Source organism: Sphingomonas sp. 37zxx, from assembly GCF_000786205.1.
GTDB lineage: Bacteria > Pseudomonadota > Alphaproteobacteria > Sphingomonadales > Sphingomonadaceae > Sphingomonas.
This window is the reverse complement of record NZ_JROH01000003.1, coordinates 76,465-90,135: the sequence shown is the minus strand read 5'-3', so window position 1 is coordinate 90,135 and position 13,671 is coordinate 76,465. Positions and strand designations below refer to the sequence as shown.

Below are 13,671 nucleotides of genomic sequence, written 5' to 3'. Positions count from 1 at the left end.
ATTCCGGCAGCTCCAGCGGCGTCGGCTGTGGCGTGTTTTGCGGGCGAGTCGCGCCGTGCCGATCGCGCGGAAAGCTACAAAAGCTACACTACGTACCCCCTGAGTTGCGCTTCTCCCCGGCTTTGAAAGGCGATGCCGGTCGAATAGGGCGCAGGCGAGTGCATAAGACGAGCGTAGCGAGAGCGATGCTTGTAGGACAGCGATGTGTGAAGCGCGATGTGCGGTTCGCCAAGACGGGGCAGGCGGTTGCGCGCGCCCTGCGTGCATGATAGCGCGCCCCGCTTGTACGGGGGGCGTTTGGCCCCTCCTTTCAGACAGGCTGAACCGCGCCCATGTTCGTCACTCCCGCATTCGCCCAGACCGCAGGTGATCCCGGCATCGCCGGCCAGATCGTCGGCATCGCGCCGCTGCTGCTGATCTTCGTCGCCTTCTATTTCCTGATGATCCGCCCGCAGCAAAAGCGGGTTAAGGCGCTGCAGGCGATGGTCGAGGGTGCCAAGCGCGGCGATACCGTCGTCACCGCCGGCGGCCTGGTGGGCAAGGTGACCAAGGTCGAGGACCGTCATCTGGAAGTCGAGATCGCGCAGAACGTCCGCGTTCGCGTGGTCAAGGCGACGATCGCAGAAGTGACGCCGCTCGGCGGCAAGCCTGCGAACGACTGATGCTCGATTTTCCCCGCTGGAAAGTCTGGGCGGTCTGGCTGACGATCGCGGTCTGCGCGCTGCTGGCGGTGCCGACGTTCCTGCCCGCCAACGTCAAGGCCGGGCTGCCGGCATGGGTGACCGCGCCGCAGATCAATCTGGGGCTCGACCTGGCGGGTGGCAGCTACATCCTGCTCGAAGCCGATACCGACGATGTCGCGACGCAGCGGGTGGAGACGATGCGCGACACGGTGCAAACCGATATGCGCCGCGCCCCCCGCGTCCAGATCGGCGACATTTCGGTGCGCGACGGTCGGTTGAGCTTCATGGTGCGCGACGTGTCGCAGGTCGATGCGGCGCGCGAGCGGCTGTTGCCGCTGACCGCAGGCGTCGGCGTGACCGGCCAGCGCGACTGGAATATCGAAGTCCGTGATTCGACGCGGTTCGTGATGACGCCGACCCAGGCGGGGATCGAACAGGCGATCGAACAGGCAATGGGCGATGCGACCGAAGTGGTTCGCCGCCGTATCGACGAACTTGGCACGCGCGAGCCGACGATCATCCGGTCGGGCAGCAACCGGATCGTCGTGCAGGTGCCGGGGCTTTCCGATCCGCAGCAGCTAAAGGCATTGCTTGGCCGCACCGCGCGGCTCGAGTTCAAGCTGGTCGATGTGAATGCCGACCCGCAGGCGCTGGCCAAGGGGCAGGCACCGATCGGCAGCGAAGTCCTGCCCTATCCCACCGCCGGCGCGCCGATCGCGGTGAAGCGATCGACGATCATTTCGGGCGACCAGATCGCCGATGCGCGGCAGGAATATGATCCGCAGACCGGCGCGCCCACCGTGGCGATCCGCTTCAACGCACAGGGCGGCCGTCGCTTCGCGCAGGTGACGCAGGAAAATGTCGGCAAGCCGTTTGCGATCATCATCGACGATACGGTGATTTCGGCCCCGAACATCAATGAGCGTATCCTGGGCGGATCGGCGTCGATCTCGGGCGGGTTTACCGTCGAGAGCGCGAACGAACTGGCGATCGCGCTGCGATCGGGCAAGCTGCCGGTGGCGCTTCGCGTCGTCGAGGAGCGGACGGTTTCGGCTGAACTCGGCCAGGATTCGATCGACAAGGGCGTGCTCGCCGGGATCGTGTCGGCGATCGCGCTGATGATCTTCATGATCGTCACCTATGTCCGCTTCGGCATCTATACCTCGATCTCGCTGCTGGTGAATGCGGTGCTGATCATGGGGATCATGGCGCTGTTCAACGCGACGCTGACATTGCCGGGCATTGCCGGCTTCGTGCTGACGATCGGTGCCGCCGTCGATGCCAACGTGCTGATCAACGAACGCATCCGCGAGGAATTGCGGCGACCGCGCGCGCCGATCCAGGCGGTGGAATTCGGATATAAGGAAGCATCGACCGCGATCTTCGACGCCAATCTGACCAACGTCATTTCGGCGGCGATCATGTTCGCGTTCGGATCGGGGCCGATCCGTGGCTTCGCCGTGGTGCTGGCGATCGGCATCGTGACGTCGGTGTTCACCGGCGTGACCTTCACCCGCTTGCTTGCCGCCGATTATCTGAAGCGCAGCCGCCCCAAGACGCTGAACCTGTGATAATGCTGCCCCTTCCCGGTTTCAGTGCGAACGGGGAGGGGACGGTTTTTCCATTACCCAAGGCTTGCCCATGCGCCCGCTGAAACTCGTTCCCGATCACACCAACATCGCGTTTCTGAAGCATCGCGTGGTTGCGATGATATTGTCGCTGCTGTTGCTGGGCGGCAGCATCGTGCTGTGCTTCGTCAACGGCTTCAACCTGGGCATCGATTTCATCGGTGGGCAGATGGTGCGCGTGACGTTCCAGCAGCCGGTCGAACTCGATACGCTGCGGTCGCAGATGCAGGGATTCGGCGTCGAGGATGCGACGATCCAGACCTTTGGTTCGGATCGCGAAGTGTCGATCCGCACGCCATTGCCCGAGGATAGCGAAGCCGCCGACGCCGCTGCGACCCGGCTGCGCGACGGCATCCAGCAGGCGTATCCGACGGCGCAGATCGGCGCGGTCGAGAGCGTATCGGGCAAGGTTTCGGGCGAATTGTTCGAAACCGGGGCGCTGGCGCTCGGCCTCGCGATGCTGGCGATCTCGCTGTACATCTGGTTTCGCTTTGAATGGCAGTTCGGCGTGGGCGCGCTGTTCGCGCTGTTCCACGACGTCGTGCTGACATTGGGGTTCTTCGCGCTGACGCAGCTTGAGTTCGACCTCAACATCGTCGCCGCGCTGCTGACGATCATCGGCTATTCGCTGAACGACACGATCGTCGTCTATGACCGTATCCGCGAGAATATGCGCAAGCATCGGCGGATGGCGATGGCCGACCTGCTCGACCTGTCGATCAACGAGACGCTGGCGCGCACCGTGGTCACCAGCCTGTCGCTGGGCATTACGCTTGGCGTGCTGCTGATCCTTGGTCCCGATGTGATCTTCGGCTTTACCGCCGCGATGCTGCTGGGGATCGTGATCGGCACCTTCTCGTCGGTCTATGTCTCGGCGGCGATCCTGTTGTGGCTCAAGCTCAAGCCCGACAGCTTCCTGCCCAAGGATGTCGGGCCGCAGGGTGCCGAGCGGGTACGCTCGAAAGAGCTGCCCTGAACCATGCGGATGGATCGCGACCGCTCGGGCGAGGGTCCGATTATCACCGGCATCATCGGGCGCGGCTTTCGCGTCGACGAAGGCGTGTATGAAGGGCTGATCGTCACCCCCGAGCGTGCCGATGGCTGGACGCCGCCGGGACTCGAGGCGCTGGCAATCGATGATCTGGCGGGCGTGCTGGCGCTCGACCCGCTGCCCGAGTTTCTGATCCTGGGCACCGGCAGCCGGATGCTGCGTCCGCCGCTGGCCTTGGTGAAGGCGCTCGACGCGCGGGGCATCGGGATCGAGCCGATGGACAGCCGCGCGGCGGCGCGCGCCTGGGGCGTGCTGCGCGCCGAACTTCGCTGGGTGGCGGCGGCGCTGTATCCGCTCGACTGAGCGCGGCGGGGGTTAGCCGACCGTTGCCGCTTCGGTCCGCGCGGCCCTGGCCAGCCGCTGCTCGCGCCAGACGATGTACAGGCCGCTGGCGATGACGATCGGCGCGCCGATCCAGGTCCAGGGGGTGGGCAGGGTGCCGAACAACAGCCAGCCAAGGATCGTCGCCCAGATCAGGCTGGAATAATCCATCGGCAGCACGACGGCGACCGGCGCGGCGCGCAGCGCGCCGGTGAGTGCCAATTGGCCGATGCCGCCCGCCAGGCCAGTCGCCGCCATCAGCCCCCAGGTGCCCCAATCATGCCCGGTGAAGAAAAAGGGCAATGCGATCCCCATCGGCACCAGCGACGATAGCGCGAACCAGAAGACGGTGGTCGTCGCCCGCTCGGTCGCGCCCAATTGGCGGATCAGGATGGCGACGCTGGCGGTGAGCACCGCGCCCGACAGCGCGACGGCTGCGCCCGCCAGCGGCACATGGCTGCTGCCCGGCTGAAGGACGACCAGCACGCCCAGAAAGCCCACCGTCACCGCCGCCCAGCGATGCCGCCCGACCGGTTCGGACAGGAACAGCGCCGACAGGATCGTCGCGAAGATCGGCACCGAAAAGCCGAACGTCGTGGCCTCGGCCAGCGGCAATATCGTGACCGTCAGGAAATTCAGGCACATGCCCGACAGCCCGACGATCATCCGCCAGAAATGCGCGCGCGGCTTGTCGGTGCGAAGCGAGCCGAGGCCCGGACCGGCCATGACCACCGCCACCACCACCGGCAGCATCGCCGCCTGCCGCCAGAACACGATCTCGACCAGGTGCGCGCCGCGCTGTTCGGCGATCTTGGCCAGCGCGAACATCACCGACAGCGACAATGCTGCCAGCAAGCGAAGGAGAATGCCGGTAAAAACGCGGTTGGTGGGCATCAGGGTCGGGTAGGGGGTGGCGCGGGGCGAGGCAAGCCGCTGATGACGCCTTTGCGCGTCATGCCGGGCTGGCTGCGGACGTTCCCCAGCATTTGCTTTGCCCGGCATTCCCGCTATCGCGCGGGGCATGATCAAGCATGCTCTTCCCGTCACGCGCGCGCAGGATTTCGCGCGTTGGTATCAGACCGTCATCGCCGAGGCCGACATGGCCGAGGAATCGGGGGTGCGCGGCTGCATGGTCATCCGGCCGTGGGGATATGGCATTTGGGAGCGGATTCAGCGCCTGCTCGACGATCGCATCAAGGCGACCGGCCACGAGAATTGCTATTTCCCGCTGTTCATTCCGCTGTCCTATTTCGAGAAGGAGGCCGAGCATGTCGAGGGCTTCGCCAAGGAAATGGCGGTGGTCACGCATCACCGGCTGAAATCGGTCGACGGCAAGTTGGTGGTCGATCCCGACGCCAAGCTTGAGGAGCCGTTGATCGTGCGCCCGACGTCGGAAACGGTGATCGGCGCTGCGTTCAGCCGCTGGATTCAGTCGTGGCGCGACTTGCCGGTGCTGATCAATCAATGGGCCAATGTCGTGCGCTGGGAAATGCGGACGCGGATGTTCCTGCGGACCAGCGAATTCCTGTGGCAGGAAGGCCATACCGCGCACGCGACCGAGGCCGAGGCGCGCGAAGAGACGCTCAAGATGCTCGAAGTCTATCGCGCGTTCGCCGAGGATTGCCTGGCGCTGCCGGTGGTGGCGGGCGAGAAGCCCGAAAATGAGCGCTTCCCCGGCGCGGTCGCGACCTACAGCATCGAGGCGATGATGCAGGACGGCAAGGCGTTGCAGGCGGGAACGTCGCACTTCCTGGGCACCACTTTCTCGAACGCGCAGAATATCCGTTTCCAGAATGCCGAGGGCGGACATGAGCTGGCGCAGACGACGAGCTGGGGCGTGTCGACTCGGATGGTCGGCGGGGTCATCATGGTCCACGGCGACGATGACGGGCTGCGCGTGCCGCCGATGATTGCGCCGTGGCAGATCGTGATCGTGCCGATGCTGCGCGACGCGCCTGAGGATGCCGAGGTGCTGGCCTATGCCAAGGCGCTGCAGGCCGACCTCGCCAAGCTTTCGGCGCTGGGCGAGCCGGTGCGTGCGCTGGTCGATGCCAAGTCCGCCAAGGCGCAGGTGAAGCGCTGGGGATGGGTGAAGAAGGGCGCGCCGATCATCGTCGAGGTCGGCGCGCGCGATGTTGCGGGCGGTAATGCGGCGGTGATCCGCCGCGACCGGCTGTATCAGGAGAGCGGCAAGCTTGCGTCGGCCATCATGCCGCGCGACGAGCTCGTGGCCGAAGCGGCGGCGATGCTCGAGGATATTCAGACGTCGCTCCATGCCGAGGCGCGCGCGCGGCTCGAGGCTGGCATCCGCCGCGGGGTGACCGAGTTTGCGCAGATCGAGGCGCATTTCGCCGAGGGCGAGCGCTATCCCGGCTGGGTCGAGGTCGAATGGGCCAAGCCGACCGGCGCGGAATTGGACGCGGTGGTCGAGCGGCTGAAGAAGCTGAAGCTGACGGTGCGCAACGTGCCGGGCGATGCGGCGGCGGCGCACGGGGTGTGTATCTTCACCGGCAAGCCCGCGGTCGAGCGGATCTTGGTCGCGCGGGCGTATTGAGGGTTATGCCCCCTCCCCCGGAAGGGAGGGGGCAGGGTCGCTTTACGCCGCTTGCTTGAGCGTATCGATGTCGATGACGAAGCGGTATTTCACGTCGCTTTTCACCATCCGCTCATAGGCTTGGTTGACGTCGCCGATCGCGATCGTTTCGATGTCCGAGACGATGCCGTGCTGCTGGCAGAAATCGAGCATTTCCTGCGTCTCGGCGATGCCGCCGATCAGCGAGCCGGCAAGGGCACGGCGGCGGAAGACGAGGTTGCCGACTTCGAGCGCCGAATGCGGATGCTCGGGCACGCCGACCAGCGTCATCGTGCCGTCGCGCTTGAGCAGCGCCAGGAACATGTTGAGGTCGTGGCTGGCCGCGACGGTGTTGAGGATGAAATCGAAGCTGCCGGCATGTTCCGCCATCGCGGCTTCGTCCTTCGACACGATCAGATCGGTCGCGCCTAGGCGCTTGGCGTCGTCGCGCTTGTTCGGGCTGGTCGAGAAGACATAGACGTCGGCACCCATCGCGGCGGCGATCTTGACGCCCATATGGCCAAGGCCGCCAAGGCCGACGATGCCGACCTTCTGGCCCGGCCCGACGCCCCAATGTTTGAGCGGCGAATAGGTGGTGATCCCTGCGCACAGCAATGGTGCGACTGCGGCGAGATCGGCGGCGTCATGCGTGATCTTGAGCACGAAGCCTTGCTTGACGACGATATGGTCCGAATAGCCACCAAAGGTGTAACCGCCCATCACCGGATCGGGGCCGTTATAGGTGCCGACGAAGCCGGTGGTTTCGCAATATTGCTCCTCGCCATCCTTGCACGACGCGCACTCGCCACAGCTGTCGACCATGCAGCCGACGCCGACGATGTCGCCGACCTCGAACTTACTGACGTCGCTGCCGATCGCGGTGACGCGCCCGACGATCTCATGGCCGGGGACGCACGGATATTGCGTGCCGGCCCATTCGCCGCGCGCGGTGTGCAGGTCCGAATGGCAGACGCCGCAATGCATGATGTCGATCGCGACGTCATCGGCCTGCGGATCGCGACGTTCGAAGCTGAAGGGGGCGAGCGGCGCGTCGGCGCTCTGCGCGGCATAGCCTTGCGTAGTGGTTGGCATGCGGATTCCTTGGTTTGCTAGAATGGCAGCGCTGCATTTGGGGTGCTGCGTCGCGGCATCAACCATCGGGGGGCGGCTTTGTGCCACCGGCTTCGGCCCATGATGCCATCTTGCCGGGGTTTTCGGCTGCAAGGGGTTTTTGGCTGGGCGGGGTTTTTTGATGCGCTTGGCGCGGCAACGCCCTATCTCTGGCGCATGCGAACACGCCCCGGGCTTCCCAGCCGCCAGCAGATCCTCGATTTCATCGCCAATTCGGACACCGCGGTCGGCAAACGCGAGATCGCCAAGGCGTTCGGCCTGTCGGCGCAGGACAAGATCGCGCTGAAAGCCCTGCTCAAGGACATGGCCGATGAGGGGATCATCGACAGCGCGCCGGGCCGATCGTTCCACAAAATGGGCGGCGTGCCCAAGGTGACGGTGCTGCGGATCGTCGATGCCGATGGCGATACTGTGTGGGCGGTGCCCGAACGTTGGGAGGCCGAGGGTATTCCGGCACCACGGCTTCGCGTGCGCGAGCGCGGCGGCAAGCAGGCGGCGCTGGGGCCGGGCGACCGCATCCTGGCGCGCACCGAGGAAGCCGGCAATGGCTGGATCGCGCACCCGATGAAGACGCTGGCGCGCGGCGAGGAAATGGTGCTGGGCGTGCTGCGCGAAGAGGGCGGGCGGCTGTTCCTGCAAGGGGTGGAGAAGAAGGAGCGGCGCGACTTCCCCGTGGTCGATCGCGGCGATGCCGAGCCGGGCGATCTGGTACTGGCCGAAAAGACCGGGCGGCCGCCGCGCATCGTGGTGAAGGTGGTCGAGCGGCTGGGCGATCCGTTCGCGCCGCGCAGCTTTTCGATGATCGCGATCCACCGGCATGGGATTCCGAACGTGTTTTCGGAGGAATTGCTGACCGAGGCCGAGCGGATGGCGAAGATTCCGTTGGGGGATGACCGCGAAGACCTGCGGCACCTGCCGATCGTGGCGATCGACCCTGCCGATGCGCGCGACCATGACGATGCCGTCTGGGCCGCGCCCGACGACGATCCCTCGAACGAGGGCGGCTGGCGCGCGATCGTCGCGATTGCCGATGTGTCCTTTTATGTCCGCCCCGGATCGAAGCTCGACCGCGAGGCGCGCAAGCGGGGCAATTCGGTGTATTTCCCCGATCGGGTGGTGCCGATGCTGCCCGAAGTGCTGTCGGCGGATGTGTGTTCGCTGAAGGAAGGCGTCGATCGCGCGGCGCTGGCGTGCCATTTGCGGGTGGGCAAGGATGGCGAGCTGAAGGACTGGCGGTTTAGCCGTGCGGTGGTGCGGATCGCGGCGAATATTGCGTATGAGGATGCACAGGCGGCGGTGGATGCTGCGACTGCCCCCCTCCCGCTTGCGGGAGGGGCCGGGGGTGGGAAGGATGTCTCACCGAGCGCTTCGTTAGAAGAAAGTCCCACCCCCGACCCCTCCCGCGAGCGGGAGGGGGGAAAGGAGGTTGCCCCCGAACTCGTCCGCTCGACGCTCCTCCCGCTGTGGGATTGCTGGCGGGCGCTGTTTGCCGCGCGCGAGAAGCGGCAGCCGCTTGACCTCGACTTGCCCGAGCGGCGGATCGTGCTCGATGAAAAGGGGCGGATCCTGTCGGTCGCGCCGCGCGAGCGGCTCGATTCGATGCGGCTGATCGAGGATTATATGATCGCGGCCAATGTCGCGGCGGCCAAGGCGATCGAGAAGAAAAAGGCGCCGGTGATGTACCGGATCCACGAGCCGCCCGCGCGCGAGAAGCTGGTCGCGCTTAAGGATTATCTCAAGACGTTCGAACTGTCGTTCGCGCTGGGCCAGGTGATCCAGCCGCGCACCTTCAACCAGGTGATCGCCAATCTGGGCGAGGCCGATTTCCGCGAAGAGGTGATGCAGCAGGTGCTGCGGACGCAGACCCAGGCCTATTACGGCCCGCAAAATGCCGGGCATTTCGGGCTGGCGCTGGGCAGCTATGCGCATTTCACTTCGCCGATCCGGCGCTATGCCGATCTGCTGGTCCATCGCTCGCTGGTCGATGCGTATAAATTGGGCGAGGGCGGGCTGTCGGCCGAGGACGCCGGCGCGATGGAGCGGGTGGGCGAGATGATTTCGGGGCTCGAACGCCGCGCGATGGAGGCCGAGCGCGAGACCGTCGATCGCTATGTCGCGGCATATCTCTCCGAGCATGTCGGCGAGGTGATGGAAGCGCGGATCACCGGCGTGAAGAATTTCGGATTCTTCGCGACGGTGGATGGCGTCGGCGGCGACGGGCTGGTGCCCGCGCGCGATCTGGGGCGCGAATATTTCCGCTATGACGAAGCGAGTCAGCGGCTGGTGGGCGAGGAAACCGGCGAGTTTTACGCGCTGGGGATGCGGCTGCCGCTAAGGCTGGCCGAGGCCAATCCGGTGTCGGGAGCGCTTCGCTTCGAGCTGGTCGACGGCAAGGAATCGGCGAGCGGCGCGCAGGAAACCGACGGCAAACGGGCGGCCCCGCGCGTGATCCGCCATCGCGGGCGGCCAGCGAACATCCGCCACCAGGGGAAGAAGCGGCGATGAACAGGGCCAATGGCAGCGGCGGGGGAAACGGCGGCGGCACCGATGTCGGCGCGGCGATCGTCAGCGCGACTTCGGTGTCACGGCGGCGGGTCGAGTCGCATTTCCTGGCGCTGCACGCGATCAGTGCCGACGACGCGATCGAATATGCCCCGCCCGGTCCCGCCGAACGCCGCGAGTTCGAAGCGTTGCAGACGCGCGGGGTGATCCGCACGGCGGCCCCTGGCAATTACTGGTTCGATCTGTCGCGGATGGACGCGCAGGACGCGGCGCGGCGGCGCAAATGGGTGCCGATCGTGTTGTCGGTGGCGGTGGGTGCGGCGATCTTCGCGCTGATTTTCTATCGGGGGTGACGTCAGGCTGATCCATCGACCTTATCTTCGTCATTCCCGCGAAGGCGGGAATCCATAACCACTAAGCTGGCATATGGATTCCCGCCTTCGCGGGAATGACGAAGGAGATGCGTCAACATCGAGCCGTCATGCTTTAGTTCGCCACGAACGTCAGTCCGGCCTTCGCCTCCAGCCTTGCGCGCAGCGGTGCCGCCATCAGCGCGGTCGGGGTGGTGATCCCGCCTGCGCCCGGCTGCTCGATCAGGCACAATGCCGTCTCGGCGATCATCTTGCTGGTCGATCCATAGCCCGGATCGCGGTCGCCGGTGACCACGGCTTCGACTCGCTCGCCGCCCAGCATCTCGCCGATGAAGAGAATGTCGTAATAGCCCGCCTCGCGCTCTTCCTTGGTCGGGCCTTCGCCGGGGGCGGGGCCTTTGTCGCCGCCGATCGGGTTCATCCTGGCGATCGCCTCGGCGGCTGCCTTGCCAATGTCGCCCAGGCCCGGCGCGATCATCATCTCGTCATAGACGAAGTCGGTGCCATAGGCGTGGCCCAGCAGCGCGTTGGTGCGGTGAACATTCTTGGTGTTGATCGCCGCCATCACGAACGGCGCGACCCAGGCGCCGACGGCGGCGTCATATTCGGGCAGCATCCCCTTTGGCTGGGCTGGGCCGTCGAAGCCCGGCGTGAGCGCGAAGGGGTCGATCATCAGCTTGAGGATGCGCATGTCGCGCGCGGCGGCGGCCATCGTTGCCTTGGCGCTGGCGAAGGTGCCGCCGCTGAACGTCCCTTGCATCTTGCGGATTCGGCATTTGACGCGCGGGGCGGCGTGGCCGAACTTCGCCTTTGCCGCCTGTTGCAGCGTCCAGACGCCTAGGTCGAACGGGATCGAATCAAAGCCGCACGAAAACAGGATGCGCGCGCCCGAAGCCTTGGCGGCGGCGTCATATTTGTCGATCATCTGGCGCATCCAGGCAGGCTCGCCGCACAGGTCGACATAGCCGGTGCCGGTGGCGGCGCAGGCGGCGAGCAATGCTTCGCCATGCGTCTGATACGGGCCGACGGTGGTGATGATCACCTGCGCGCGTTCGCACATCGCCTTGAGCGCCGAGGGGTCGTCGGCATTGGCGGTGATCAGCGGCACGTCGGCGGCGGCACCGATTTCGGCGCGGACCTGTTCGAGCTTGGTGAGCGAACGCCCCGCCATCGCCCAGGCGCGGTCGGGATAGTGGGTGGCGAGATATTCGGCGACCAGCCTGCCGGTATAGCCGGTGGCACCATAAACGATGATGTCGAATTCGCGGGTCATGGTTGTTCTCCCTCCTAAACTTCCCTCTCCCGCTGGCGGGAGAGGGTTGCGCAGACTTGGTCTCGCTTCTTTAGCGAGGCCTAGTCGTAGCTGGGTGAGGGTGGTGCGGTCGCTCGCGACCGCGCGGCGCGAAAGCGCCGCACCACCCTCATCCAACCTACGCTAGGCCGCTTCGCGACCAAGCTTCGGTATCCTTCTCCCGCCAGCGGGAGAAGGTCGTCGATTTTAAGCCGCTTCGCTGAATTGCAGGCTGGCGAGCCTTGCGTACAGGCCGCCGCGCGCGATCAACTCGGCGTGGCTGCCCATTTCGACGATGCGGCCTTCATCCATTACCACGATTCGCTGCGCCGCACGTACCGTTGCCAGGCGATGCGCGATCACCAACGTCGTGCGGTCGCGCATCAGCCGTTCGAGCGCGTCCTGCACCAGCCGCTCGCTTTCGGCATCGAGCGCCGAGGTCGCCTCGTCGAGCAGCAGGATCGGCGCATCGCGAAGCAGCGCGCGGGCGATCGCGAGCCGCTGGCGCTGGCCGCCCGACAGGCGCGCACCGCCTTCGCCGAGGAAGGTGTCCAGCCCCTGCGGCAGCGCGCGCAGGAAATCGGCGGCGTTGGCGTCGGCGGCGGCGCGCCACAATTCCTCGTCGCTCGCCTCCCATTTGCCATAGCGCAGATTGTCGCGCGCCGAGGCGGCGAAGATAACCGTTTCCTGCGGCACCATCGCGATCCGCCCGCGCACATCGGCGGGGTCGGCGGCGATGACCGGCACGCCATCGACCAGCACTTTGCCCTGATCGGGATCGTAGAAACGCTGCACCAGTTGGAACAACGTCGATTTGCCCGCACCCGATGGCCCGACCACCGCGACGGTCTCGCCGCTTTCGACCGACAAGGTAAAATCGGCGAGCGCGGCGATTTCGGGACGGGTGGGGTAGCGGAAAGTGACGTGATCGAACGCCACCCGCCCGACCGACGGGTTCGGCAGCGCCACCGGGTTGGCGGGGGCGGCGATGTCGGGCTGTTCGGAAAGCAATTCGGCAAGCCGCGCCGCCGCGCCCGAAGCGCGCAGCAGATCGCCATAAACTTCGATCAGCGCGCCGAACGATCCGGTGACCAGCCCCGCGGTGATGACGAAGGCAGTGATCGATCCGCCGGTGGTGCGGCCCGAGGCGACATCGCTCACCGCTTCCCAGATGATCAGCGTCACCGCGCCGAACAGCAGTCCGATGACGAGCGCGGTCATCAGCGCGCGGGTGGCGAAGCGCGCCTTGGCGGTGTCGAAGCTGCGATCGACGGCGGTCTTGAAGCGATCGGCCTCGCGCGATTCCTGGCCGAATGCCTGGACGATCTTCATCGCGCCCAATGTTTCGGACGCGATCGTGCCGATGTCGGCGACTCGGTCCTGGCTCGACCGCGACAAGCGCCGCACCCGCGCGCCAAGCGCCATGATCGGCAGGATGACGATCGGGATGCCGACGACGAGGTACAAGGCGATCTTGGGGCTGAGCGCGAACAGATAGGCAAGCCCGCCAAAGCCGACGAGGACGTTGCGAAGCGCCACCGACACCGTCGATCCGACGATCTGTTCGACGATCGCGGTATCGGCGGTGAGGCGCGAGGCGATTTCGGAAGGACGGTTTTCCTCGAACCATTTGGGCGCGAGCCGCAGCAGATTGCGATGCACTGCGTTTCGCATGTCGGCGACGGTGCGCTCGGCGAGCCACGACACGAAATAGAAGCGACCGGCGGTGGCGAGCGCGAGCACGCCGACGACCATCAGCAGCCGGTGGAAATAGGGGGCGATCGACGCCGGATCGGTGCCGCCGGCAAAGCCGTTATCGACGACGAGCTGAAAGGTGCGCGGCACATACAGCGTCGCCGTCGCCGCGACGATCAGCGCGACGACCGCGCCCGCCAATTGCAGCGGATAGGCACGGGTGAACCGCCAGACGACCAGCAAGCTGCTGAGTTTTTTCGCCGGAGGAGGGGCGGGCGGAGAAGCGAGCGTCGCGGCGGGAGTGGCCATGGCGATTGCCTAGCGCGAAGTTGGCGCGGGGGGAACCGTTGCGTTGGCCGGGCGCGAAGGAAGCTGCGACGAACCGCTATGGCGCGCGCCGTTCTGGGACGGGCTGTTATGGGACGG

General features: G+C 65.9%; 11 protein-coding genes. 7 read left to right on the top strand and 4 right to left on the bottom strand.

Going from position 1 to position 13,671, the window contains the following annotated elements; translation table 11 throughout:
- Positions 1–332 precede the first annotated feature (332 nt).
- The 4 genes from yajC (at position 333) to QU44_RS01740 (ending at position 3,665) form a co-directional block, all read left to right on the top strand.
- Positions 333–662 (top strand): preprotein translocase subunit YajC, encoded by a 330-nt coding sequence (gene yajC / locus QU44_RS01755; protein ID WP_033919709.1) that lies wholly within the window; start codon positions 333–335, stop codon positions 660–662.
- Positions 662–2,254 (top strand): protein translocase subunit SecD, encoded by a 1,593-nt coding sequence (gene secD / locus QU44_RS01750; protein ID WP_033919708.1) that lies wholly within the window; start codon positions 662–664, stop codon positions 2,252–2,254. Before yajC ends, secD begins: the two co-directional genes overlap by 1 nt.
- Positions 2,255–2,324: 70 nt before the next feature.
- Positions 2,325–3,287 carry a protein translocase subunit SecF gene (gene secF / locus QU44_RS01745; RefSeq protein ID WP_033919707.1) on the top strand — a complete coding sequence of 321 codons (963 nt, stop codon included), beginning with the start codon at positions 2,325–2,327 and terminating at the stop codon, positions 3,285–3,287.
- A 3-nt stretch (positions 3,288–3,290) separates the two neighbouring features.
- Entirely contained in the window at positions 3,291–3,665 is a 375-nt protein-coding gene (locus QU44_RS01740) for an Mth938-like domain-containing protein (RefSeq protein ID WP_033919706.1), read from the top strand.
- 12 nt (positions 3,666–3,677) lie between these two features.
- On the opposite strand, the gene QU44_RS01735 is transcribed toward QU44_RS01740, so the two are convergent.
- Positions 3,678–4,577, bottom strand: coding sequence for a DMT family transporter (locus QU44_RS01735; RefSeq protein ID WP_033919705.1), 900 nt, complete (start codon positions 4,575–4,577; stop codon positions 3,678–3,680).
- A 127-nt stretch (positions 4,578–4,704) separates the two neighbouring features.
- Between QU44_RS01735 and proS the strand changes: the two genes are divergently transcribed.
- A complete protein-coding gene (gene proS / locus QU44_RS01730) occupies positions 4,705–6,237 on the top strand; it encodes a proline--tRNA ligase (RefSeq protein ID WP_033919704.1) in 1,533 nt (510 codons plus the stop codon).
- A gap of 42 nt (positions 6,238–6,279) precedes the next feature.
- Here proS and QU44_RS01725 read toward each other — a convergent pair whose 3' ends face one another.
- On the bottom strand, positions 6,280–7,347 hold the full coding sequence (locus QU44_RS01725) for an NAD(P)-dependent alcohol dehydrogenase (RefSeq protein ID WP_033919703.1): 1,068 nt from the start codon (positions 7,345–7,347) through the stop codon (positions 6,280–6,282).
- Positions 7,348–7,542: 195 nt separating this feature from the next.
- On the opposite strand from QU44_RS01725, the gene QU44_RS01720 reads away from it, so the two are divergent.
- A complete protein-coding gene (locus tag QU44_RS01720) occupies positions 7,543–9,891 on the top strand; it encodes a ribonuclease R family protein (RefSeq protein ID WP_033919776.1) in 2,349 nt (782 codons plus the stop codon).
- Positions 9,888–10,241, top strand: a complete 354-nt coding sequence (locus QU44_RS01715) for a hypothetical protein (protein WP_052134230.1) — start codon at positions 9,888–9,890, stop codon at positions 10,239–10,241. Before QU44_RS01720 ends, QU44_RS01715 begins: the two co-directional genes overlap by 4 nt.
- Before the next feature lie 133 nt (positions 10,242–10,374).
- Here QU44_RS01715 and QU44_RS01710 read toward each other — a convergent pair whose 3' ends face one another.
- The gene (locus QU44_RS01710; RefSeq protein ID WP_033919702.1) at positions 10,375–11,532 is read right to left on the bottom strand and encodes a saccharopine dehydrogenase family protein; all 1,158 of its coding nucleotides are present in this window, start codon (positions 11,530–11,532) and stop codon (positions 10,375–10,377) included.
- 225 nt (positions 11,533–11,757) lie between these two features.
- Positions 11,758–13,554: an ABC transporter transmembrane domain-containing protein gene (locus tag QU44_RS01705; protein WP_052134229.1), complete on the bottom strand. Its 1,797-nt coding sequence runs from the start codon at positions 13,552–13,554 to the stop codon at positions 11,758–11,760.
- Positions 13,555–13,671 lie beyond the last annotated feature (117 nt).

Bases quoted from the DNA above. Each gene is read 5' to 3' on its own strand.
- QU44_RS01710 (WP_033919702.1), bottom strand. From the start codon at position 11,532: ATGACCCGCGAATTCGACATCATCGTTTATGGTGCCACCGGCTATACC.
- secF (WP_033919707.1), top strand. From the start codon at position 2,325: ATGCGCCCGCTGAAACTCGTTCCCGATCACACCAACATCGCGTTTCTG.
- proS (WP_033919704.1), top strand. From the start codon at position 4,705: ATGATCAAGCATGCTCTTCCCGTCACGCGCGCGCAGGATTTCGCGCGT.
- secD (WP_033919708.1), top strand. From the start codon at position 662: ATGCTCGATTTTCCCCGCTGGAAAGTCTGGGCGGTCTGGCTGACGATC.
- QU44_RS01720 (WP_033919776.1), top strand. From the start codon at position 7,543: ATGCGAACACGCCCCGGGCTTCCCAGCCGCCAGCAGATCCTCGATTTC.
- QU44_RS01740 (WP_033919706.1), top strand. From the start codon at position 3,291: ATGCGGATGGATCGCGACCGCTCGGGCGAGGGTCCGATTATCACCGGC.
- QU44_RS01715 (WP_052134230.1), top strand. From the start codon at position 9,888: ATGAACAGGGCCAATGGCAGCGGCGGGGGAAACGGCGGCGGCACCGAT.
- QU44_RS01725 (WP_033919703.1), bottom strand. From the start codon at position 7,347: ATGCCAACCACTACGCAAGGCTATGCCGCGCAGAGCGCCGACGCGCCG.
- QU44_RS01735 (WP_033919705.1), bottom strand. From the start codon at position 4,577: ATGCCCACCAACCGCGTTTTTACCGGCATTCTCCTTCGCTTGCTGGCA.
- yajC (WP_033919709.1), top strand. From the start codon at position 333: ATGTTCGTCACTCCCGCATTCGCCCAGACCGCAGGTGATCCCGGCATC.
- QU44_RS01705 (WP_052134229.1), bottom strand. From the start codon at position 13,554: ATGGCCACTCCCGCCGCGACGCTCGCTTCTCCGCCCGCCCCTCCTCCG.